Here is a 22232-nt window from a genome sequence, read left to right as displayed (position 1 = left end):
TCCCGGATCAGGGACAATAGGCGCCATGAGCGTTCACACCCCCGCTGCCGGATCCGCCCACCGCGCCGGCTTCGCCTGCTTCGTCGGCCGCCCCAACGCGGGCAAGTCCACCCTGACGAACGCTCTGGTCGGCAAGAAGGTGGCGATCACCGCCGACCAGCCGCAGACCACGCGGCACACCGTGCGCGGCATCGTGCACCGCGACGACGCGCAGCTGATCCTCGTGGACACCCCCGGCCTGCACAAGCCGCGCACCTTGCTGGGGGAGCGCCTGAACGACGTCGTGCGCACCACCTGGGCCGAGGTCGACGTCATCGGCTTCTGCCTGCCGGCCAACGAGAAGCTCGGCCCCGGCGACCGGTTCATCGCCAAGGAACTGGCGTCCATCAAGAAGACGCCGAAGATCGCGATCGTCACCAAGACCGACCTCGTCGACAGCAAGACCCTCGCCGAGCAGCTCATCGCGATCGACCAGCTCGGCAAGGAGCTCGGCTTCGAGTGGGCCGAGATCATCCCGGTCTCGGCCGTCGGTGACCAGCAGATCGGCCTCCTCGCCGACCTCATCGTGCCGCTGCTCCCCGAGGGGCCCGCGCTCTACCCCGAGGGCGACCTCACCGACGAGCCCGAGCAGGTCATGGTCGCCGAGCTGATCCGCGAGGCCGCGCTCGAAGGCGTCCGGGACGAGCTGCCGCACTCCATCGCCGTCGTCGTGGAGGAGATGCTGCCGCGCGAGGACCGCCCCGCCGACAAGCCGCTCCTCGACATCCACGCCTTCGTCTACATCGAGCGGCCCAGCCAGAAGGGCATCATCATCGGCCCGAAGGGCAAGCGCCTCAAGGACGTCGGCATCAAGTCCCGCAAGCAGATCGAGGCGCTCCTCGGCACGCCGGTCTACCTCGACCTGCACGTGAAGGTCGCCAAGGACTGGCAGCGCGACCCGCGCCAGCTCCGCAAGCTCGGCTTCTAGCCGCCGCCGCTCCCGCTGGGGGTCAGGTCCTGGAGGCCGATGACCCGCAGCAGGGCGAGCCGCTCGTACGTGTCCGTGCCCGGCCGCGCCGAGTGCACGACGAGTTGCTGGTCGTGGCCGTCGCTGAGCAGCACCTCGCAGTCCAGGTCCAGCGGCCCGACCAGCGGATGCAGGAACCGTTTCGTCGTGGCCCGCCGCACGGCCACCCGGTGCGACACCCACAGCTCCTCGAACTCCGCGCTCGCGCCCCGCAGCTCGGCCACGAGCGCCGCGGGCCCCGGATCGTCGGGGCGCGCCGCGACGACCGCCCGCAGGTGCGCCACGTGCGCGCGGGAGTGCGTCGCGAAGTCCTCCGGCGGGATCATGGCGCGCACCGCCGGGTCCGTGAAGCACCGGCGGACCATGTTCTCGCCGGTGTGCTCGCCCGACAGGGCCACCGCCATCGCGTTCTGCGCGAGCACCTCGCCCCAGTCGCTCAGCACCTGCGCCGGCATGTCGTGCAGCCGGTCCAGGATCAGCAGCAGCCCCGGCCGCACATGGCCCGAGGAGCCGCCCGCGCGCGGCGGCTCCTCGCCCGCCAGATGGAACAGGTGGTCGCGCTCGTCGGCCGTCAGTCGCAGCGCCCGGGCCAGCGCCGTGAGCATCTGCCGCGAGGGGTGCGAGCCGCGGCGCTGCTCCAGGCGCGCGTAGTAGTCCACGGACATCCCGGCGAGCTGTGCCACCTCCTCGCGGCGCAGCCCCGGCGTGCGGCGCCTGGCACCCGCGGTCAGACCCACGTCGCAGGGGGCCAGGCGGGCGCGGGCGCGGCGCAGGAAGTCGGCGAGTTCGGTCCGGTTCACCGTTCCAGGGTCGCTCCGTACGCCCGTCTTATCCAGGGCGTGCCGCTCCCTGGATAAGCACGTCTCTCCCGGTGCGGGGCTCTGTCGCCGACGGTGGTGGGCATGGCTACGACGACGAGGAGGCGGCCATGCTGACTTTGGTGACAGGTGCGACGGGGCAGGTAGGGCGGCGGTTCGTGCCGAGGCTGCTGCGGAGCGCGCCGCCCGGCGACGAGGTGCGGGTCCTGGTGCGGGACGCCGCCCGCGCCGAGCGGTTCACCGGGCTGGGCGCGCAGGTGGTCATCGGCGATCTCCGGGACACCGGGGTGCTGGGCAAGGCGACGGCCGGGGCGGACGCGGTGGTGAATGCCGCCGCGGCGTTCCGCGGGGTGCCGGACGAGGAGGCGCGCGCGGTCAACCGGGACGCGGCGGTCGAGCTGGGCCGCGCCGCGGTGGCCGCGGGCGTGCGACGGTTCGTGCAGGTCAGCACCGGGCTCGTGTACGGCACCGGGCGCGGCAGGCCGCTGGTGGAGGAGGACGAGACGGTGCCGGGCGGCACCATGTGGGGCGCCTACCCCGAGTCGAAGGGGGAGGCGGAGCGCGCGCTGCGGGCGCTGGACGGCCTCGACGACCTGCGTATCGGACGGCTGCCCTTCGTGTACGGCGACGGGGACCCGCATCTGGCGGACGCGATGCGCTGGGCGCCGTCCTGGCCCGCCACGCAGCGGCTGCACATGGGCCACCACGCGGACGTGGCCCAGGGGCTCCGGCGGCTGCTGTACGCGCCGGGCGCGAGCGGTGTCTACAACATCGCCGACGACGCCCCGGTCACCACGGTCGACCTCTACCAGCTCAACGGGGTGCCGGTACCGCCCGAGCTGTACGAGAAGACGGACCCGGACCCGTGGGCCGCGGTCATGTCGACGGCCCGCATCCGTCACGAACTGGGCTACCGCCCGTTCTACCCGTCCGTCTGGACCGCCCGCGACACGGGCGCCCTCTAGGGACGCGCTCAGCCGGCGGACGACTGGGCGATCAGCGCCGTTCCCACGGGCCGGAAACCCAGCCGCGCGTAGACCCGGGCCACATCGTCGTCCCCGGCCGACAGGAACACCGTGGAGACGCCGGAGGCGACCGCGTCGCGGACCAGCGCCGCCGTCACCGCCAGGCCGAGCCCCCGCCGCCGCGCGACAGGCAGCGTGCCGACCCCGGCGACCTCCGTCACGTCACCGACCGGCAGGTGCATCCCGGAGCAGAGGACCACCCCGTCCTCGACGGCCGCCGCGAGGACCGTGCGGCCCGCCACGATGCGTTCCTGGTACTCCCGCACGCTGCCGTCCGCGGCCCGTGCCGTGATCTCCGCGGTGAGTTCGGCGGCGCCCGCCGGGCCCGTCGCGGTCCCGGGGTGCGCGAACGCCACGTGCGGCAGCGCCAGCGCCCCCGCGAGGAACGGGTCCCGGGCGTCCAGGACCCGCACCAGCGGGTGCGGCCCGGGCACGGGGGCGGACGCGTCCCGCGCCATCAGCGGATGCTCGCCGACCTGGAGCCCGGCCGCCTCGACGGCCGCCCGCATCCCCGGCGTCGTCTCCGCCACCCACTCGAACGCCTCGGGCGCCCCCAGCTCCCGCTGCCGCGCGCACACGTCGCGTACGTCGGAGACGCTCGGCGGCGGGGCGTCGGGGCGCAGCGCGGGCCGCGCGTAGTACGGCCAGCCCGGCCCCTCGCGGACGAAGAGGGTGAGCGAGCCGTACTCCTCGACGCGGGCGGCGGAGCGCGGCACCGTGTCGTAGTACCGCTCGATGCGGCCGAGGAGGGGGGTGGGGGCGTCAACAGCGGTCATAGGGGCGGAGGTTACGTCATATCCGTCATTCCACCGACGCGATTTTCCGGACGAGGAGCGCCCCGAGGAGGCCCACGGCCGCCGCGACGAAGTTACGCCCCTTCCTTGAGGACCCGCGTGATGAGCCTGCGCTGTTCCTCGGTGAGCCGGGGGTCCGCGCAGTACACGCTCTTCCCGTCCACGGTGAGGGTGTAGCTGAAGCCGTCGGGCACCCCGACGGGTGGCGTGCCCCGGCCCGCGGCCATCGCCTTCTCGGCCAGGGCATGCCACTCATGGGCGTCGGCACGGCCCGCCGTGTCGACCTCCGCGTGCCGGTCGATGCCGGCGAACCCGCCCGTGCGTGTGATGTGAATACGCATGGGTCCCTGTCTACTCCATTCCGTGCCGCCGGTCAGCGGGTGCGGCCGGCCGGCGGCCGCCCGGTCACTGGGTGGGTACGCCGACCTGCTCCCACGCCTTCAGTACGGCCTGGTGCTCCTCGCCGCCGCCGAACCGGGCCTGCGCGGCCTTCACCGTCAGCTTCGCGAAGTCGGCGAAGAGGGCGTCCTGCTGGAGCTCGCCGCCGGTGAGGGTGTCGTACCAGATCTGCCCGGCCCGCTCCCACGCCTGCCCGCCGAGGGTCTCGGCGAGGATGTAGAAGGCGTGGTTGGGGATGCCGGAGTTGATGTGCACGCCGCCGTTGTCCCGGCCGGTCTTCACGAAGTGCGCCATGTCGGCGGGTTGCGGGTCCTTGCCGAGCACGTCGTCGTCGTAGGCCGTGCCCGGGGCCTTCATGGAGCGCAGGGCGACGCCCGTGACGCGGGGCGCGAGCAGGCCCGCGCCGATCAGCCAGTCGGCCTCGGCAGTGGTCTGGCCGAGCGTGTACTGCTTGATGAGCGAGCCGAAGACGTCCGACATCGACTCGTTCAGGGCGCCGGGCTGCCCGAAGTACGTCAGGTTCGCGGTGTACTGCGTCACGCCGTGGGTCAGCTCGTGGCCGATGACGTCGACGGGGATGGTGAAGTCGAGGAAGATCTCGCCGTCACCGTCGCCGAACACCATCTGCTCGCCGTTCCAGAAGGCGTTGTTGTAGTCCTCGGCGTAGTGCACCGTCGCGTTCAGCGGCAGGCCCTCGCCGTCGATGGACCAGCGGGTGAACTTCTCCAGGTAGAGCTCGAAGGTCGCGCCGAGGCCCGCGAACGCGCGGTTGACGGTCGCGTCCTTGCCGGGCTTGTCGCTCTCGCCGCGGACCTTGCGGCCCGGCAGCTCCGTGCGGTGGCGGGCGTCGTAGATGGTGCGGTGCGGCTTCTGGTCCGCGGCGCCGGCCGGGGGAGCCACGGAGGGCGCCCCGATGACCGTCGTCATCCGGCGGTGGGTGCGCTCGAAGGCGTCCCGCTCCAGGCTCTTGCGGGCCCGGGCGGCGATCGCGGAGTCCTCGGACCGGGCGACCTTGTCCTGGAGGTGGGGCGGCACGATCGTGCAGAAGACGGGCTCGAACCCGTTCGGGTTCCCCGCTCGGTTGGTGGTCATGCCTGGCAATGTGGCACTGCGTCATGCCGCTGTCACTACCTGCCACCATGATTAGTGAAATAGAGGTATTGATCACCCCTTACCCGTTACCTGGCCGCGATCCCGCATACTGATACGGCCCTCCGCGGCCGGAGTGACTCGGCTACAGTGCGATGCATCATGCGATTCGGGCTGCTTCTCCTTAGCTGCCGCGGCGAGGGTCTGTAGTCGAGGCCGACCCCCTCCCCGCGGAGTTTGGCGTTGCGCCGTCGGCCGCCTTACCGGCCACCTCCGAGGAGCCCCACGCATCATGCCGAACTTCCAGCGCCCCACGTCGATGCCGATCCACAAGTACGGCCGCTACGACCAGGTGGACATCGCCGACCGCACGTGGCCGAACAACCGGATCACGGCCGCGCCCCGCTGGCTCTCCACCGACCTGCGCGACGGCAACCAGGCGCTGATCGACCCGATGTCCCCGGCCCGCAAGCGCGAGATGTTCGACCTGCTGGTCCGCATGGGCTACAAGGAGATCGAGGTCGGTTTCCCCTCGTCGGGGCAGACGGACTTCGACTTCGTACGGTCGATCATCGAGGACCCGGACGCGATCCCGGACGATGTGACGATCTCCGTACTGACCCAGGCCCGCGAGGAGCTGATCGCGCGGACCGTGGAGTCCCTGGTCGGCGCCAAGCGCGCCACGGTCCACCTGTACAACGCCACGGCGCCGGTCTGGCGCGAGGTCGTCTTCCGCGGCTCCAAGGACGCGGTCAAGCAGATCGCCGTGGACGGCACGCGCCTGGTCATGGAGTACGCGGAGAAGCTGCTGGGCCCCGAGACGGTCTTCGGCTACCAGTACAGCCCGGAGATCTTCACCGACACCGAGCTGGACTTCGCCCTGGAGGTCTGCGAGGCCGTCTGTGACGAGTGGCAGCCGGGTCCGGACCGCGAGATCATCCTCAACCTGCCCGCCACGGTGGAGCGTTCGACGCCCTCCACGCACGCGGACCGCTTCGAGTGGATGTCCCGGAACCTGACGCGCCGCGAGTACGTGTGCCTGTCGGTCCACCCGCACAACGACCGGGGCACGGCCGTCGCCGCCGCCGAGCTGGCCATCATGGCCGGCGCCGACCGCATCGAGGGCTGCCTGTTCGGCCAGGGCGAGCGCACCGGCAACGTCGACCTGGTGACGCTGGGCATGAACCTGTTCTCGCAGGGCGTCGACCCGCAGATCGACTTCTCGGACATCGACGAGATCCGCCGCACCGCCGAGTACTGCACCCAGATGGAGGTCCACCCGCGCCACCCCTACGCGGGCGACCTGGTCTACACCGCCTTCTCCGGCTCCCACCAGGACGCCATCAAGAAGGGCTTCGAGGCGATGGAGAACCGCGCCGCGAAGGCCGGGAAGACCATCGACGACATCGAGTGGGCCGTCCCGTACCTGCCGATCGACCCGAAGGACGTCGGCCGCTCCTACGAGGCGGTCATCCGCGTCAACTCGCAGTCCGGCAAGGGCGGCATCGCCTACGTCCTGAAGAACGACCACAGCCTGGACCTGCCGCGCCGGATGCAGGTCGAGTTCTCCAAGGTCATCCAGGTGAAGACGGACGCCGAGGGCGGCGAGGTCACGCCCAAGGACATCTGGAACGTCTTCCAGGACGAGTACCTGCCGAACCCGGAGAACCCGTGGGGCCGCATCCAGGTCAGGGCGGGCCAGACCACCACCGACACCGACGGCGTCGACACCCTGACCGTCGACGCCGAGGTCGACGGCGTCGAGCAGGTCCTGGTCGGCACGGGCAACGGACCGATCTCCGCCTTCTTCCACGCGCTGCAGGGCATCGGCATCGACGCCCGCCTGCTGGACTACCAGGAGCACACGATGAGCGAGGGAGCCTCCGCCGTGGCCGCCTCGTACATCGAGGTCGCGATCGGCGACAAGGTTCTGTGGGGAATCGGCATCGACGCGAATACGACACGTGCGTCGCTGAAGGCGGTCGTCTCCGCGGTCAACCGCGCCGCCCGCTGACCCGGCTGAGCTGCACCTTCGCGGCCCCGTACACCTTTTGTCGGTGTGCGGGGCCGCGTCATGTCTCAGCCACCGGGGAGGGTCTTCGTGACCTCGGCGTGACCAGGGTGCTGACGCCGCGTCGTCAATGTGGCTAACATCACGCCAACGCCGCGATGTTGCGGTGCCGTTACGGAGGTGTGCGACGTGCTGCCGATCTGGGGACGTATGCGACAGGCCGGGATCTCGCGGGTTCTGGGCGTGCACACCACGTGGAGCGCCGTGGGCGACGGGGAGTTCTTCTGCCCCGACTGCGGTGGCGACCGCAACTACCAGCGGTGCACGGGCCGGCGCCGCTTCACCGTGCTCGGCGTGCCGGTGGTGCCGCGCGGTGAGACCGGGCCCGTCGTCCGGTGCGCCGCCTGCGAGGGCCGGTTCGGCACGGACGCGCTCGACCACCCGACCACGCGCCGCTTCTCCGGGATGCTGCGGGACGCCGTGCACACCGTGGTGCTCGCGGTGCTCTCGGCGGGCGGCTCCTCCTCCCGTACGTCGCTGGAGTGCGCCGTCGGCACCCTGCGGGCGGCCGGCTTCGAGGACTGCTCCGAAGTGCAACTGGCCGCGCTGGTCGAAGCGTTGATGGTGGACGCGGGCCGGCTGCCCGAGCACTGCGGGGCCACCACCGGGCTCGCCATAGAGCTGCACGAGGCGCTCGACCCGCTCGCCCAGCACCTCGCCCCGGCCGGCCGGGAGTCGATCCTGTTGCAGGGCGCGCGGATCGCCCTGGCCGACGGGCCGTACTCGGCGGCCGAGCGGGACGTGCTCGGCACCGTCGGCGCCGCCCTGACCATGTGCACGGACGAGGTGAACCGCCTGCTGGCCGTGGCCGCGCGGACGCCCAGCTGAGATCCGGAGGCAGACGGGACTCTCGAAACACGCTCTAGGCTGAGCCCGTGTCCCTTCCCCCGCACCGGCCCGTCCTGCTCGTCATCGACATGCAGAACGACATGCTGCCGATCATGCACCGCCCCGCCGAGACCATCGGCGTCATCGCGGAGCTGCGCTCCCGGGCGCGGGCGGCGGGCGTCCCCGTCGTCACGGTCCGGCAGGGCGGAGCCGGCCCCGTGGTGGCCGAACTGGATCCGTTCCCCGGCGAGCCGACGGTGACCAAGACGACGGCGGACGCGTTCCTGCGGACCGAACTCGACGCCGTCCTGCGCGAGTTGGGCGCGACGGAGCTGCTGGTCACCGGGTTCGCCACGGAGAACTGCGTGGAGACGACCGCCCGCCAGGCCCTCAGCCGCGGCTACGACCTGGTGCTCGTGGCGGACGGGCACACGACGTCCGTACGCCCCGGGACGACGGACTTCGTCCCGCCCGACCGGTCGATCGCCCACCACAACGAGATCTACCGGCACATCGACTTCCCCGACCGGCACATCCGCGTACGGCCCGCGGCAGCGGTGGACTTCTCCGCGCCCTGAGCGCCGAGCGGCCGGACCCCGCCCGGCCGGACCCCGCCCGGCCGGGTCCCGGGGGTCAATCGCACCGGCCGCCCCGTGTCCATCGGTCGAACCGTGGCGTTGTCCGGTTGACGCGGCGACCCACCGGCCGCCGCACCCCGCGCAGCAGGACGCACTACCCGACAGGAGCGCCCCCCGATGAAGCCAGCGATCGGTTCGTACGCGGTCGACATGAGCACCGGTCGGGTGGGACGCGTGATGGGGCACGAGGGCCCGTACGTACAACTGCGTCCCTTCGGCGGCGGCCGGGAGTGGGACTGTGTGCCCGACATAGTGCGCGAAGCGACCACCACGGAGCGCCTGCGAGCGGCGACGGCCTACGCGAACAGGAGAAGCCGCGGCGAGGTCCCCTGACCGTACCGGTGTGGTGAAGGCCACGTCCGGGCCGCGTCCGGGCCGCGCGCGTCGACCCGTGCCGGGCAGGGGGCAGAATGGAAGGCATGACCCTGCCCCGTGAAGACGACGACGCCGCCCGTAGGGGAGTGCGATGAGTCTCTTCCGCGATGACGGGATCGTCCTGCGGACCCAGAAACTCGGCGAGGCCGACCGCATCATCACCCTCCTCACGCGCGGCCACGGCCGGGTCCGCGCCGTCGCCCGCGGCGTGCGGCGCACCAAGTCCAAGTTCGGCGCGCGGCTCGAACCGTTCTCCCACGTCGACGTGCAGTTCTTCGCCCGCAACAGCGAGCTGGTCGGGCGTGGCCTGCCGCTGTGCACGCAGAGCGAGACCATCGCCGCGTACGGCGGTCCGATCGTCACCGACTACGCCCGGTACACCGCCGGAACCGCCATGCTGGAGACGGCGGAACGGTTCACCGCCCATGAGGGCGAGCCGGCCGTCCAGCAGTACCTGCTGCTCGTCGGCGCCCTGCGCACCCTCGCCCGCGGCGAGCACGAGGCGCACCTCGTCCTCGACGCGTTCCTGCTCCGCTCCCTCGCCGTGAACGGGTACGCGCCCACCTTCGGCGACTGCGCCAAGTGCGGAATGCCCGGCCCCAACCGCTTCTTCTCGGTCGGCGCGGGCGGCTCGGTTTGCGTGGACTGCCGGGTACCGGGCAGCGTCGTACCCTCACCGCAGGCCCTCACCCTGCTCGGCGCGCTGCTGACCGGCGACTGGGCGACGGCCGACGCGAGCGAGGCGCGCTTCGTGCGGGAGGGCAGCGGGCTGGTCTCGGCCTATCTGCACTGGCACCTGGAGCGCGGACTGCGCTCGTTGCGCTACGTAGAGAAAAGCTAGCGAGAGCTAGAAGTCAGTACTGAGCTAGGGGAGAGGCCGGAACATGGCACGTCGCGGAATCCTCGGACGGTCCCGCCGTGAGTACAGCACGCCCGAACCGCACCCGTCGGGCGCGCGGCCGCCGAAGATCCCGGGCGAGCTGGTGCCGGGACACGTCGCCATCGTCATGGACGGCAACGGGCGGTGGGCCAAGGAGCGCGGGCTGCCCCGCACGGAAGGGCACAAGGTCGGCGCCGAGCGCGTCCTCGACGTGCTCCAGGGCGCCGTCGAGATGGGTGTGGGCGCCATCTCGCTGTACGCGTTCTCGACGGAGAACTGGAAGCGCTCGCCCGACGAGGTCCGCTTCCTCATGAACTTCAACCGGGACTTCATCCGCAAGACCCGCGACCAGCTCGACGACCTGGGGATCAGGGTGCGCTGGGTCGGGCGCATGCCCAAGCTGTGGAAGTCGGTCGCCAAGGAGCTGGAGATCTCCCAGGAGCAGACCAAGGACAACGACAGGCTGACCCTCTACTTCTGCATGAACTACGGCGGCCGGGCCGAGATCGCCGACGCCGCGCAGGCCATCGCCGAGGACGTGAAGGCCGGCCGCCTCGACCCGTCGAAGGTCGGCGAGAAGACCTTCGCCAAGTACCTGTACTACCCGGACATGCCGGATGTCGACCTGTTCCTGCGGCCCAGCGGCGAGCAGCGCACCTCCAACTACCTGCTCTGGCAGAGCGCTTACGCCGAGATGGTCTTCCAGGACGTGCTGTGGCCCGACTTCGACCGGCGCGATCTGTGGCGGGCGTGCGTGGAGTACGCCTCCCGTGACCGGCGCTTCGGGGGTGCGACGCCGAACGAGGTTCTTCTGCAGTTGGAGGCAGAGGGGTAGTCGTCGGCCGCGGGTCCGGTGGGGGCTGGTCGCACAGTTCCCCGCGCCCCTCCAGGGGCGCGGGGCCGTGTCGTCATGCGGCTCCGCTGCGTGGGCGCGAGAAGCCCCCACCGGCCCGCACCCGGCAACGAGACCGGGACCGGGGCCTCACCCAGCGGCAGCGCACTCCGCACAGGTGCCGAAGATCTCCACCGTGTGCGCCACGTTGACGTAACCGTGCTCGGAGGCGATCGCCTCGGCCCACTTCTCGACCGCGGGCCCCTCGACCTCGACGGCCTTGCCGCACATCCGGCAGACCAGGTGGTGGTGGTGGTCGCCGGACGAGCACCGCCGGTACACCGCCTCGCCCTCCGACGTGCGCAGGACGTCCACCTCGCCCGCGTCGGCGAGGGACTGCAGCGTGCGGTAGACCGTGGTCAGACCGACCGAGTCGCCCTTGTGCTTGAGGACGTCGTGCAGCTCCTGGGCGCTGCGGAACTCGTCCACCTCGTCGAGCGCCGCCGCCACGGCCGCGCGCTGGCGGGTCGACCTGCCTCGAACCGGGGCTGCCACGGGTTTCTCCTCACATCCCTGCCACGTACGTACCGCCGCCATTGTGCCAGCCGGCGCCAGGAGCGGGTCAGACCTCGGCGACGGCCTGCCCGGGGATCGAGCACTCCGCCGGGTCGACGGGACCGGCCGCCGCCGCCCGCGCCCGGCGCCGGGCCAGTGGCGTGGCGAGCAGCGTCAGGGCGATGAAGACGCCGATGGTCAGGAGCACGATCGTCGCGCCGGGCGGTACGTCCTGGTAGTACGACGTGACGGTGCCGCCCAGGGTCACCACGACGCCGATGGCGACCGCGATCACGAAGGTCGCCTTGAAGCTGCGGGTCAGCTGCTGGGCGGCGGCCACCGGGACGACCATCAGGGCCGACACCAGAAGCAGGCCCACGACGCGCATCGCCACGGTCACGGTGACCGCCGCGGTGACCGCGATCAGCAGGTTCAGGACGCGTACCGGCAACCCCGTGACCCGGGCGAACTCCTCGTCCTGGCTGACCGCGAACAGCTGCCGGCGCAGGCCCACCGTCACCAGGACCACGAAGGCCGCGAGCAGACAGATCGTCACGACGTCCTGCTCCGACACCGTGGTGAGCGAACCGAAGAGGTACGAGGTGAGGTTGGCGGTCGAGCCGCCCGGCGCCAGGTTGATGAACATCACGCCCGCGGCCATGCCGCCGTAGAAGAGCATGGCGAGCGCGATGTCGCCGCGGGTCCTGCCGTACCAGCGGATCAGCTCCATGAGCAGCGCGCCGAGCACGGAGACGAGCATCGCCATCCACACCGGGGACATGGAGAAGAGGAAGCCGAGGCCGACGCCGGTCATCGCCACGTGGCCGATGCCGTCGCCCATCAACGCCTGGCGGCGCTGCACCAGGTAGATGCCGATGGCCGGGGCGGTGATGCCGATGAGGACGGCGGCGAGCAGGGCCCGCTGCATGAAGGCGTAGTCGAGGAATTCCATGATCGTGTGCCCTCTAGCTCAGCAGTCCGGTACGGATGGGTCCGGCGTCCGACGCGGCGTGCGGGTGGACGTGGTCGTGGCCCGGCAGCGCGTGCTGCCCGACCGCCTTCGGGGGTGGCCCGTCGTGCAGGACGCAGCCGTCGCGCAGGACCACCGCGCGGTCGATCAGCGGCTCCAGCGGGCCGAGTTCGTGCAGGACGAGGAGGACGGAGGCGCCCGCCGCGACCTGTTCGCGCAGGGTCGCGGCGAGGATCTCCTGGCTGGCCAGGTCGACGCCGGCCATCGGCTCGTCCATGATCAGCAGCTCGGGTTCGGCGGCCAGGGCGCGGGCGATGAGCACGCGCTGGTGCTGTCCGCCGGAGAGGGCGTCGACCGAGTCCTTGGCGCGGTCGGCGAGACCGACCAGCTCCAGGGCGCGGCGCACCGCCTCCTTGTCGGCCGCCCGCAGGATGCCGAAGCGGGCCCGGGAGAGCCGTCCCGCGGAGACGACCTCGGTGACCGTCGCGGGCACGCCGCCCGCGGCCGTGGTGCGCTGCGGTACGTAACCGACGCGCGCCCACTGCTTGAAGCCGCGGCGCGGGGTGCCGAACAGTTCGATCTCGCCGCCGGTGAGCGGCACTTGGCCGATGATGCTGCGCACGGCGGTCGACTTGCCGGAGCCGTTGGCGCCGAGCAGGGCGACGACCTCGCCGCGGCCCACGGTCAGGTCGATGCCGCGCAACACCGGGCGCGAGCCCAGCTCGGCCGTCACCCTCCGCAGGGCGATGACGGGTTCTGCGGGGTCGCTCATCTCGGAGCCGCCCTTCAAGTCGCTCGATCGGTACGTCACTTGGCGCCGAGAGCCTTCCGCAGCGCCGCCAGGTTCGACTCCATGACCTGGAGGTAGTCCTCGCCCTCGGACTTCTCCGTGATGCCCTCGATCGGGTCGAGTACATCAGTCCTGAGCTTCGCGTCGTCCGCCAGGGTCCTGGCCGTCTTGTCGCTGACGAGGGTCTCGTAGAAGACGGTGGTGACGCCATCGGCCTCCGCCGTCTTCTGGAGGTTCTTGACGCGGGCGGCGCTGGGCTCGCTCTCCGGGTCGAGGCCGCTGATGGCCTCCTCGGTGAGGCCGTACCGCTCGGCGAGGTAGCCGAAGGCGGCGTGCGTGGTGATGAACACGTCGGAGTCGGTGTTCTTCAGGCCGTCCTCGAACTTCGTGTCGAGCGCGTCCAGCTTCTTCAGCAGGGCCGTGGTGTTCTTCCTGTAGTCCGCCGCGTGGTCCGGGTCGGCCTTCTCCAGGGCCTTGCCGACGCCCCCGGCGACCTCGGCGTACTTCACCGGGTCGAGCCAGATGTGCGGGTCGGCGCCCTCGCTGTCGTGGTCGTGCCCGTCGCCGTGTTCGTCGGCGTGCTCCTCGGCGTGGCCGCCGACCTCGGTGCCGTGCTTCTCCAGGCTGGTCAGGGACGCCGCGTCGATCTTCGTCTCCGTGCCGGACTGGTCGATCGCCTCGTCGACGGCGGGCTGGAGCCCCTTCAGGTAGAGGGCGACGTCGGACTCCTCGATCTGGGCCCGCTGCCGGGCGCTGACCTCCAGGTCGTGCGGTTCCTGGCCGGGCTCGGTGAGGTTGGTGACGTCGACGTGGGCGCCGCCGATCTGCTCGGCGAGGTACTGCATCGGGTAGAACGACGCCACCACGTCCAGCTTGCCGTCGTTCTTGCCGTCCGCGCCCGACGAGGAGCAGGCGGTCAGCGCCGTCAGGCCGAGCACCGTGGTGGCGGTGACGGCGGCGGTGGATATGAGGCGGCGGCGGGGGCGGCGAGCGAGGCGTACGTTCATGACAGTCATTTTCAACAAAACTGGAAACGATTGTCAACAAGGCGTTCGTCATGCTCGGTCCCGCTCTGTACCCCGGAACCGATTTGGTTGCGGGGGTGGGCCCGCCGGTAACCTGAGGTATTCGCTCCCGGAGCGCGTATCCAGCGTGCTTCATCGCCGTCGTAATGAAGAGAGCACCGTGGCCGCCGACAAGATCGACACCATCGTCAGCCTCAGCAAGCGCCGTGGCTTCGTCTACCCCTGCAGCGAGATCTACGGTGGTCAGCGCGCTGCCTGGGACTACGGGCCGCTGGGTGTGGAGCTGAAGGAGAACCTCAAGCGTCAGTGGTGGCGCTACATGGTCACCTCGCGCGAGGACGTCGTCGGTATCGACTCCTCCGTGATCCTGGCCACCGAGGTCTGGCAGGCGTCGGGCCACGTCGCCACGTTCAGCGACCCGCTGACCGAGTGCACCTCCTGCCACAAGCGGTACCGCGCGGACCACCTCGAAGAGGCGTACGAGGAGAAGAAGGGCCGGGCGCCCGAGAACGGCCTCGCCGACCTCACCTGCCCGAACTGCGGCAACAAGGGCACGTTCACCGAGCCCAAGCAGTTCTCGGGACTGCTCGCCACGCACCTCGGCCCGACCCAGGACAGCGGCTCCGTCGCCTACCTGCGTCCCGAGACCGCGCAGGGCATCTTCACCAACTTCAGCCAGGTCCAGACGACTTCGCGGCGCAAGCCCCCGTTCGGCATCGCCCAGATGGGCAAGAGCTTCCGCAACGAGATCACGCCCGGCAACTTCATCTTCCGCACCCGCGAGTTCGAGCAGATGGAGATGGAGTTCTTCGTCAAGCCGGGCGAGGACGAGAAGTGGCAGGAGTACTGGATGGAGCAGCGCTGGAACTGGTACACCGGCCTGGGCCTGCGCGAGGAGAACATGCGCTGGTTCGAGCACCCGGCGGAGAAGCTCTCCCACTACTCCAAGCGCACCGCCGACATCGAGTACCGCTTCCGCTTCGGCGGCAGCGAGTGGGGTGAGCTGGAGGGCGTCGCCAACCGCACCGACTACGACCTGTCGGCGCACGCCAAGGCCTCCGGCCAGGACCTCTCCTACTTCGACCAGGAGAAGGGCGAGCGCTACACGCCGTACGTCATCGAGCCCGCGGCCGGTGTCGGCCGCACCATGCTCGCCTTCATGCTCGACTCGTACTTCGAGGACGAGGCGCCCAACGCCAAGGGCAAGATGGAGAAGCGCACGGTCATGCGCTTCGACCCGCGCATCGCCCCGGTGAAGGTCGCGGTGCTCCCGCTCTCCCGCAACCCCGAGCTCTCCCCGAAGGCCAAGGGGCTCGCCCAGGCGCTGCGCCAGCACTGGAACATCGACTTCGACGACGCCGGTGCCATCGGCCGCCGCTACCGCCGCCAGGACGAGATCGGCACGCCGTTCTGTGTCACCGTCGACTTCGACACCCTCGACGACAACGCGGTGACGGTGCGCGAGCGCGACACCATGAAGCAGGAGCGCGTCTCCCTCGACCAGATCGAGGGTTACCTGGCCAGCCGCCTGATCGGCTGCTGACACCGGCAGACAGGTCCTGAGGCCCCGGTCCGCCGTTTCGAGGGCGGGCCGGGGCCTTTTGCTGCACACTGCCCTCGGAGCCTGGGAGGCGAGATGCCGCAGATCACGCGCAGCAAAGTGAGCCGGTGGGACCAGCACGGCCGCGGCCACGTCGTACGGGTCGAGAAGGCGGGTCTGCAACGGCAGTTGACGTGCGAGACGTGCGGATGGCGGAGATCGGCGCAGTTCCTGCCCTGGCTCAAGGCGCAGGAGCATCTGGAACGGGAGCACCAGGCGACGGTGGACCCGGGCGGCCGCTGACCCGGCGCGGGGACGACAGGCTCTCAGCGCGCCGCGAGGCCGCGCCCCTCTCCCCGGACCGGGCACGGGCCGTCCTCAGATCACCGCCCGCGGCAGCCGCAGGCTCAGTCCCACGGTCAGCGCCACCACCGCGAGTTGCACGAGCAGCGTCGTCACCAGGGCGTCCCGCATACCCAGGGTGGGAGCGAGGGAGAGGAAGAGCGTGCCGAGCGTGGCCACGCCCAGCGCGAGCGCCGCCTGCTGGATCGTCGTCATCACACCGCCGCCGACGCCGGCCCGCGCCGCGGGCACCTCGGAGAGGATGATCCGGAAGAGGATGGGGAGCTGGAGCGCCTGCCCCGCACCGGCCAGCGCCGCGCCCGGCAGCAGTTGGAGCACCCCGAGCCCCGGCCAGGTCCGCCAGGCCGCCAGCGCGATCAGCGCCACCCCGGCGCCCTGGAGCAGGCCGCCCGCTGTGACGACGCGCGTACCCCAGCGGGCCACCAGACGCGGCCCGGCGAGCGACACCGCGAAGAAGACCGCCGCCATCGGGGCGAGGGCCAGGCCCGCCGCGGTCGCGCTCAGCCGCTCCCCCTGCTGCAACGCCACCGCGATCACGAACATGAACCCGCTGAAGCCGACGGAGAACGGCAGCACGAGCGCCAGCCCCCGGCGCAGCGGCACGATCCGGAAGAGCGACGGCGGGATCAGCGGCGTGCCGCCCGCCCGGTCCGCCCGGCGCTCCACCGCGTAGAAGGCGTACGACAGGACCGGGAACGCGGCGAGCGACAGCCACGTCCACAGCGGCCAGCCCGCCGCCCGGCCCTCGGTCAGCGGCGCGAGGAGCGCGAGCAGGGCGAGGGCGAGCAGGAGGGTGCCGGGCACGTCGACCGGCTCGGGGCGCGCCGAACGGGTCTCCGGGACGGCTCGGACCGCGAGGACCAGGGCCACGACGACCACCGGCACGTTCACCAGGAACACCGAGCGCCAGCCCGAGCCGAACAGGTCCGCCGAGACGAGCACGCCGCCCAGGACCTGCCCCGCCACCATCGACAGGCCCGCCGTCGCCCCGTACATGCTCATCGCCTTGGCCCGGCGCTGCCCCGCCGTCGTCGCCTGGATCGTGGCCAGCACCTGCGGCAGCATCGCGGCCGCCGCCGCGCCCTGCGCGACCCGCGCCGCGACCAGCGTCCCGGCCGTCGGGGCGAGACCGCAGGCCAGCGAGGTGAGGCCGAACGCGGCCATGCCGCCGATGAACAGCCGACGGCGGCCCAGCTGATCGCCGAGCCGGCCGCCCAGGACGAGCAGCACGGCGTACGCGATGCCGTACCCGGCGACGACGAGTTCGAGGACCGGCTCGCTCGCCGACAGATCACGGTCGATGGTGGGCAGGGCGACGTTGACGATGAAGAAGTCGATGAGGGGCAGGGCCGCGCCGAGCAGCACGGTGAACAGACCCGGGCCGCCGAGCGAGATGCCGGGCGCCGCGGCGGGCGCGACCGGCGGGGACTGCGTGTGGGTGGTCATGGCACCGAGCGTCCGCCGCCGCCCAGGCTGGTACCAGAGTCTCCTTATCCTGGTAGAACCTCTACCCGGAAACAGGATGGCCGCCGGCCCGGCACCGGTACAGGCTGGGAGGCATGAGCATCATGGAGCAGGAGGCGCGGCCCACCGAGATCCGGCGGCACGAACTGGCCGGGTTCCTGCGCAGCCGCCGCGAGCGCATCCCGCCCGAGGACGTCGGTCTGCCGCGCGGGCCGCGCCGCCGCACCCCGGGCCTGCGCCGCGAGGAGGTCGCGCAGCTGTCCGCGGTCGGCGTCACCTGGTACACGTGGCTCGAGCAGGGCCGCGACATCCAGGTCTCGGCGCAGGTCCTCGACGCGCTGGCCCGCACCCTGCGCCTCGACCGCAGCGAGCGCGCCCACCTCTTCGGCCTGGCCGGCGCCATCGACCCCGCCCCGGCCGCGAGCTGCGCCACGCTCACCCCCGAGATCCGGCAGATGCTCACCCAGCTGGAGCCGATGCCGGCCTGCGTGCAGAACAGCCGCTACGACATCCTCGCCTACAACCGCACGTACGGGCGGCTGCTGTGCGACCTGGACGCGATCCCGCCCGAGGACCGCAACTGGCTGCTCCTCGCGTTCACGCACGAGGGGTGGCGCTCCGCGGTCGTCCACCTCGACGACGTGCTGCGCACCCTGGCCGCCAAGTTCCGCGCGGGCATGGCCGACCACCTCGCCGAGCCCGCCTGGAAGCTGGTCCTGAACCGGCTGCTGGAGGAGTCCGCCGAGTTCCGCGAGCTGTGGGGGCGCCACGAAGTGGTGCGGTCGGTGTCCAGCAAGGTCAAGCACTTCCACAATCCGCACGTCGGCCCGCTCGCCGTCGTGCACACCGATCTGTGGCTCGGCCGGGACTGCGGGGCGCGCCTGGTGACGTACACCCCGGCGGACGACGCGACCCGCGAGCGCCTGGACCGGCTCCAGGAGTGGGCGCTCTCGGGTTCCCTCGCGCCGTCATGACCCGGCGGCCGCCCGCGCCGCCGCCGCGTCCTCCGGCTCCTCGAGACGCTCCGCGGTGTGCCGCGCCGTCTCCCGCGCCCACCGTCCGCTGGTCAGCGCGCCGAGCACCAGCACCGCGAGACCGCACCCGGCGATGATCCACCAGCAGGCCCGGCTCGCCCCGACGAAGGCGTGGGCGTACGAGGACCCGGCGACGCCCGACGCGAGGACGGCGCCGATGACGGCGACACCCAGGGTCTGCCCGATCTGCCGGCTGGTGGAGGCGACGGCCGCCGCGACCCCGGCCTGGGCGCGCGGCATGCCGGAGACGGCGGTGTTGGTGATGGGCGCGTTCACGAAGCCGAAGCCGATGCCGAACAGGACGTAGCCCGCGAACAGCGTCACGTTCGACGTCTCGGCGTCGAACGCCGCGAACAGGACGCCGCTCGCCGTCATCATCACGCCCGCGACGAGCAGCGGCAGCCGCGGCCCCCGGGCCCCGACGAGCCGCCCGGACAGCGGCGCGCAGACCAGGGTCATCGCCGCCATCGGCAGCATCCACAGGCCCGCGTGGAGCGCGTCCAGGCCGCGCACGTCCTGGAGGTAGAGCGTGGACAGGAAGAGGAAACCGCCGAGCGCGGCGAACCCGCAGACCGCGATGACCGTGGCCCCGCTGAACGGCGCCGAACGGAAGAACCGCAGGTCGATGAGGGGCTCGGCGCGGCGCGGCTCGTACCGCAGGATCCCGGCCAGCGCGGCGACTGCGACCAGCGCGCAGGCGATGATCCGCGCCGACGTCCAGCCGGCCGAGGGCGCCTCGATGATCGCGTACGTCAGCGAACCGAGCAGCGCGATGACCAGGAGCTGACCGACCGGGTCGGGGCGGCGGGCCTTGGGGGCGCGGGACTCGGGGACGTAGCGGAGGGTGAGCAGGAGCGCGGCGACGCCGACGGGCAGATTGACCCAGAAGATCGAACGCCAGCCGACCGAGTCCACCAGCACGCCGCCCACCAGCGGGCCCGCGGCCATCGAGATGCCGACCACGCCGCCCCACACCCCGATGGCGCGGGCCCGCTCGCGCGGGTCGGTGAACGTGTTGGTGATGATCGACATCGCGACGGGGTTGAGCATCGAGCCGCCGACGGCCTGCACCGTCCGGAACGCCACGAGGGTCCCGAGGTCCGGCGCGAGCGAGCACGCCACCGAGGCCGCCGTGAACACGATGAGCCCGACCTGGAAGACCTTGCGCCGCCCGATCCGGTCGGCGGTCGAACCGGCCAGCATCAGCAGCGCGGCGAGGACCAGGGTGTAGGCGTCGATCGTCCACTGCATGCCCGAGAGCGTGGCGTCGAAGTCCTTCGCCATGGAGGGCAGGGCGACGTTCAGGACGGTGTTGTCGAGGCTGACGATCAGCAGGCTCATGCAGCAGATCGCCAGGATGAGCATGCGCCTGCGGTGCGTGGGTGCGGGTGGTGCGTCGGGCATGCTTTCGACGGTAACCGGAGCGGTGAGGGGACGGGCACGTGAGGTCATGTCCCCAGGGTCGTCGCCCGCTCAGACGGGTACCAGAGTCTCCTTATCGTGTTACAGGCAGTACCTGGCAACAGGATGAGCGGCCGGGCATCCTGGTGGCATGACGACTGCGACGAGGGACGGGACCACCGGCGGATCCGCCCCCGCCTCCCCGGCCGCGCTGCGCCGCGCCGAGCTGGCCGCGTTCCTGCGCAGCCGCCGCGAGCGCATCACCCCGGACCAGGTCGGCCTGGCGGGCACCGCGCGCCGCCGCACCCCGGGCCTGCGCCGCGAGGAGGTCGCCCACCTCGCCTCCGTCGGCATCACCTGGTACACGTGGCTGGAGCAGGGCCGCGCCATCAACGTCTCGGCCGGCGTCCTCGACGCCGTCGCCCGCGCGCTGCTCATGGACCCCACCGAGCGCGCCCACGCCTTCGCCCTCGCCGGGAGCGTCGACCCGCGCGCCGAGACCGTGTGCCCGGCCGTCACGCCCACGGTGCTGCGCCTGCTGCGGCGCCTGGAGCCCTACCCGGCCGAGGTGAAGAACGCCCGGTACGACGTCCTCGCGCACAACCGCGCCTACGCCGAGGTCTTCGGCGACCCCACCGAGATCGAGCCGGCGCACCGCAACGCCCTGTGGATGATGTTCATGAACGAACGCTGGCGCGTGCAGTTCCTGGACCGCGACGTGATGCTGCCCGAACTCCTCGCCAAGTACCGCAAGGCGATGGCCGAGCACATCGCCGACGCCGCCTGGAAGGCGCCCGTCGACGAGCTCCTCGCGGTCTCGCCCGAGTTCCGCGAACTGTGGGAGCGGCGCGAGGTCGCGCCGATGGTCTCGCACGTCAAGCGGTACCGGCACCCGGACCCGGAGATCGGTCTGCTGCGCCTGGAGCACCGCCACATGTGGCTGTCGCCGGACGCCGGTGCCTACCGCGTCGTCGCGTACCTGCCGGCGGACGACGAGACAGAGGAGCGGCTTGAGCGGCTGGAGCGGCTGGAGCGGGCGGCGGCCGCACCGCGCTGACCGCACCGCGCTGACCGCACCGCGTTGACCGGGCGGCGGGCGCCCGGGCCGCGGCGTGACCCGTGCCGACCCCCGTTCGGCGTACGCGACAATGGGGGCATGACCGCTACGACCACGCCCCTCGCCATCGGACCGCACACCGTCGTCCCGCCCGTGGTCCTCGCGCCCATGGCCGGGATCACGAACGCGCCCTTCCGCACCCTGTGCAGGGAGTTCTCCGGCGGCAAGGGTCTCTTCGTCAGCGAGATGATCACGACGCGGGCGCTGGTCGAGCGCAACGAGAAGACCATGCAGCTGATCCACTTCGACGCGAGCGAGAAGCCCCGCTCGATCCAGCTGTACGGGGTCGACCCGGCCATCGTCGGCAAGGCCGTCCGCATGATCGCGGAGGAGGACCTCGCCGACCACATCGACCTGAACTTCGGCTGCCCCGTCCCGAAGGTCACCCGCAAGGGCGGCGGCTCGGCGCTCCCCTACAAGCGCCCCCTGCTGCGGGCGATCCTGCGCGAGGCCGTGGCCGGGGCCGGCGACCTCCCGGTCACCATGAAGATGCGCAAGGGCATCGACGACGACCACATCACATTCCTCGACGCCGGCCGGATCGCGGTCGAGGAGGGCGTCACGGCGATCGCCCTGCACGGGCGCACGGCGGCCCAGCACTACGGGGGCACGGCCGACTGGGACGCCATCGCCCGGCTGAAGGAGCACGTCCCCGAGATCCCCGTCCTCGGCAACGGGGACATCTGGTCGGCGGACGACGCGCTGCGCATGGTCCGCGAGACCGGGTGCGACGGCGTCGTCGTGGGCCGCGGCTGCCTCGGTCGGCCGTGGCTCTTCGCCGATCTGGTCGCGGCGTTCGAGGGCCGGCCCGAGCGGGCCCGGCCCACGCTGCGGGTCGTGGCCGACGCGATGGTGCGGCACGCGACGCTGCTCGGTGAGTGGATCGGCGACGAGGCGCGCGGTGTCATCGACTTCCGCAAGCACGTGGCCTGGTACCTGAAGGGGTTCGCGGTAGGCTCCGAGATGCGCAAGCGCCTCGCGGTCACCTCCTCGCTGGCCGAACTCCGCGGTGGCCTCGACGAGCTGGACCTGGACCAGGAGTGGCCGACGGGCGCGGACGGCCCCCGGGGCCGCACGTCCGGCAACAACCGGGTGGTGCTGCCCGACGGCTGGCTGCGGGACCCCTACGACTGCGCGGGCCTCTCCGAGGACGCGGAGTCGGACACGTCCGGCGGCTGACCGGCCCACCAGCTCCGGTGACGAGGCGGACGCTCCCGC

23 protein-coding genes are annotated in these 22232 nt (G+C 71.7%); 13 read left to right on the top strand and 10 right to left on the bottom strand.

Annotation, left to right across the window (positions count from 1 at the left end; genetic code table 11):
- Positions 1 to 25: 25 nt before the first annotated feature.
- Positions 26 to 967: a GTPase Era gene (gene era / locus ACZ45E_RS07485; protein ID WP_468217703.1), complete on the top strand. Its 942-nt coding sequence runs from the start codon at positions 26 to 28 to the stop codon at positions 965 to 967.
- Here era and ACZ45E_RS07480 read toward each other — a convergent pair.
- A complete protein-coding gene (locus ACZ45E_RS07480) occupies positions 964 to 1806 on the bottom strand; it encodes a helix-turn-helix transcriptional regulator (protein WP_468217701.1) in 843 nt (280 codons plus the stop codon). The two genes, era and ACZ45E_RS07480, sit on opposite strands and share 4 nt — an antisense overlap.
- A 128-nt stretch (positions 1807 to 1934) precedes the next feature.
- On the opposite strand from ACZ45E_RS07480, the gene ACZ45E_RS07475 reads away from it, so the two are divergent.
- Positions 1935 to 2789 carry an NAD-dependent epimerase/dehydratase family protein gene (locus ACZ45E_RS07475; protein WP_468217698.1) on the top strand — a complete coding sequence of 285 codons (855 nt, stop codon included), beginning with the start codon at positions 1935 to 1937 and terminating at the stop codon, positions 2787 to 2789.
- An 8-nt stretch (positions 2790 to 2797) separates the two neighbouring features.
- Here the strand turns inward: ACZ45E_RS07475 and ACZ45E_RS07470 are convergent, their stop codons facing one another.
- The 3 genes from ACZ45E_RS07470 to ACZ45E_RS07460 form a co-directional block, all read right to left on the bottom strand.
- Entirely contained in the window at positions 2798 to 3625 is an 828-nt protein-coding gene (locus ACZ45E_RS07470; RefSeq protein ID WP_468217696.1) for a GNAT family N-acetyltransferase, read from the bottom strand.
- Positions 3626 to 3717: 92 nt separating this feature from the next.
- Positions 3718 to 3984: a protealysin inhibitor emfourin gene (locus ACZ45E_RS07465; RefSeq protein WP_468217693.1), complete on the bottom strand. Its 267-nt coding sequence runs from the start codon at positions 3982 to 3984 to the stop codon at positions 3718 to 3720.
- A 64-nt stretch (positions 3985 to 4048) separates the two neighbouring features.
- Positions 4049 to 5134: a M4 family metallopeptidase gene (locus ACZ45E_RS07460; RefSeq protein ID WP_468217690.1), complete on the bottom strand. Its 1086-nt coding sequence runs from the start codon at positions 5132 to 5134 to the stop codon at positions 4049 to 4051.
- A gap of 289 nt (positions 5135 to 5423) precedes the next feature.
- Between ACZ45E_RS07460 and leuA the strand changes: the two genes are divergently transcribed.
- From leuA to ACZ45E_RS07430, 6 genes are all read left to right on the top strand, one after another.
- Complete coding sequence (gene leuA, locus ACZ45E_RS07455) at positions 5424 to 7145, top strand: 2-isopropylmalate synthase (RefSeq protein WP_468217687.1); 1722 nt, start codon at positions 5424 to 5426, stop codon at positions 7143 to 7145.
- Between the two features lie 207 nt (positions 7146 to 7352).
- Positions 7353 to 8030: a tellurite resistance TerB family protein gene (locus ACZ45E_RS07450; RefSeq protein ID WP_468218261.1), complete on the top strand. Its 678-nt coding sequence runs from the start codon at positions 7353 to 7355 to the stop codon at positions 8028 to 8030.
- Between the two features lie 47 nt (positions 8031 to 8077).
- Positions 8078 to 8608, top strand: coding sequence for a cysteine hydrolase family protein (locus tag ACZ45E_RS07445; protein ID WP_468217685.1), 531 nt, complete (start codon positions 8078 to 8080; stop codon positions 8606 to 8608).
- A gap of 177 nt (positions 8609 to 8785) precedes the next feature.
- The gene (locus ACZ45E_RS07440; RefSeq protein WP_468217683.1) at positions 8786 to 9001 is read left to right on the top strand and encodes a hypothetical protein; all 216 of its coding nucleotides are present in this window, start codon (positions 8786 to 8788) and stop codon (positions 8999 to 9001) included.
- 133 nt (positions 9002 to 9134) lie between these two features.
- Positions 9135 to 9884, top strand: coding sequence for a DNA repair protein RecO (gene recO / locus ACZ45E_RS07435; RefSeq protein WP_468217681.1), 750 nt, complete (start codon positions 9135 to 9137; stop codon positions 9882 to 9884).
- 43 nt (positions 9885 to 9927) lie between these two features.
- Entirely contained in the window at positions 9928 to 10758 is an 831-nt protein-coding gene (locus tag ACZ45E_RS07430; protein ID WP_468217679.1) for an isoprenyl transferase, read from the top strand.
- Between the two features lie 147 nt (positions 10759 to 10905).
- Here the strand turns inward: ACZ45E_RS07430 and ACZ45E_RS07425 are convergent, their stop codons facing one another.
- The 4 genes from ACZ45E_RS07425 to ACZ45E_RS07410 all read right to left on the bottom strand — a co-directional run bounded on the left by ACZ45E_RS07425 (position 10906) and on the right by ACZ45E_RS07410 (position 14077).
- The gene (locus ACZ45E_RS07425; RefSeq protein WP_468217676.1) at positions 10906 to 11310 is read right to left on the bottom strand and encodes a Fur family transcriptional regulator; all 405 of its coding nucleotides are present in this window, start codon (positions 11308 to 11310) and stop codon (positions 10906 to 10908) included.
- 67 nt (positions 11311 to 11377) lie between these two features.
- Complete coding sequence (locus ACZ45E_RS07420) at positions 11378 to 12262, bottom strand: metal ABC transporter permease (RefSeq protein ID WP_468217674.1); 885 nt, start codon at positions 12260 to 12262, stop codon at positions 11378 to 11380.
- 13 nt (positions 12263 to 12275) lie between these two features.
- Positions 12276 to 13052, bottom strand: a complete 777-nt coding sequence (locus ACZ45E_RS07415; protein ID WP_468217671.1) for a metal ABC transporter ATP-binding protein — start codon at positions 13050 to 13052, stop codon at positions 12276 to 12278.
- A gap of 35 nt (positions 13053 to 13087) precedes the next feature.
- Positions 13088 to 14077 carry a metal ABC transporter substrate-binding protein gene (locus tag ACZ45E_RS07410; RefSeq protein ID WP_468217668.1) on the bottom strand — a complete coding sequence of 330 codons (990 nt, stop codon included), beginning with the start codon at positions 14075 to 14077 and terminating at the stop codon, positions 13088 to 13090.
- Positions 14078 to 14255: 178 nt separating this feature from the next.
- On the opposite strand from ACZ45E_RS07410, the gene ACZ45E_RS07405 reads away from it, so the two are divergent.
- Together ACZ45E_RS07405 and ACZ45E_RS07400 are read left to right on the top strand one after the other, a co-directional pair.
- Entirely contained in the window at positions 14256 to 15638 is a 1383-nt protein-coding gene (locus ACZ45E_RS07405; RefSeq protein ID WP_468217665.1) for a glycine--tRNA ligase, read from the top strand.
- A gap of 93 nt (positions 15639 to 15731) precedes the next feature.
- Positions 15732 to 15938, top strand: a complete 207-nt coding sequence (locus tag ACZ45E_RS07400; RefSeq protein WP_468217663.1) for a hypothetical protein — start codon at positions 15732 to 15734, stop codon at positions 15936 to 15938.
- A 75-nt stretch (positions 15939 to 16013) separates the two neighbouring features.
- Here ACZ45E_RS07400 and ACZ45E_RS07395 read toward each other — a convergent pair whose 3' ends face one another.
- The gene (locus ACZ45E_RS07395) at positions 16014 to 17444 is read right to left on the bottom strand and encodes an MFS transporter (RefSeq protein ID WP_468217660.1); all 1431 of its coding nucleotides are present in this window, start codon (positions 17442 to 17444) and stop codon (positions 16014 to 16016) included.
- 113 nt (positions 17445 to 17557) lie between these two features.
- Between ACZ45E_RS07395 and ACZ45E_RS07390 the strand changes: the two genes are divergently transcribed.
- A complete protein-coding gene (locus ACZ45E_RS07390) occupies positions 17558 to 18436 on the top strand; it encodes a helix-turn-helix transcriptional regulator (protein ID WP_468217657.1) in 879 nt (292 codons plus the stop codon).
- On the opposite strand, the gene ACZ45E_RS07385 is transcribed toward ACZ45E_RS07390, so the two are convergent.
- The gene (locus ACZ45E_RS07385; protein ID WP_468217654.1) at positions 18431 to 19900 is read right to left on the bottom strand and encodes an MFS transporter; all 1470 of its coding nucleotides are present in this window, start codon (positions 19898 to 19900) and stop codon (positions 18431 to 18433) included. The two genes, ACZ45E_RS07390 and ACZ45E_RS07385, sit on opposite strands and share 6 nt — an antisense overlap.
- Before the next feature lie 148 nt (positions 19901 to 20048).
- Here ACZ45E_RS07385 and ACZ45E_RS07380 point away from each other — a divergent pair, with 148 nt between their 5' ends.
- Positions 20049 to 20954 (top strand): helix-turn-helix transcriptional regulator, encoded by a 906-nt coding sequence (locus ACZ45E_RS07380; RefSeq protein WP_468217651.1) that lies wholly within the window; start codon positions 20049 to 20051, stop codon positions 20952 to 20954.
- A gap of 99 nt (positions 20955 to 21053) precedes the next feature.
- Complete coding sequence (gene dusB / locus ACZ45E_RS07375) at positions 21054 to 22193, top strand: tRNA dihydrouridine synthase DusB (RefSeq protein ID WP_468217648.1); 1140 nt, start codon at positions 21054 to 21056, stop codon at positions 22191 to 22193.
- Positions 22194 to 22232 lie beyond the last annotated feature (39 nt).

The organism is Streptomyces sp. NPDC030991, from assembly GCF_055571235.1.
The sequence above is the reverse complement of the archived record's forward strand: the minus strand, read 5'-3'. Positions and strand labels throughout refer to the sequence as shown.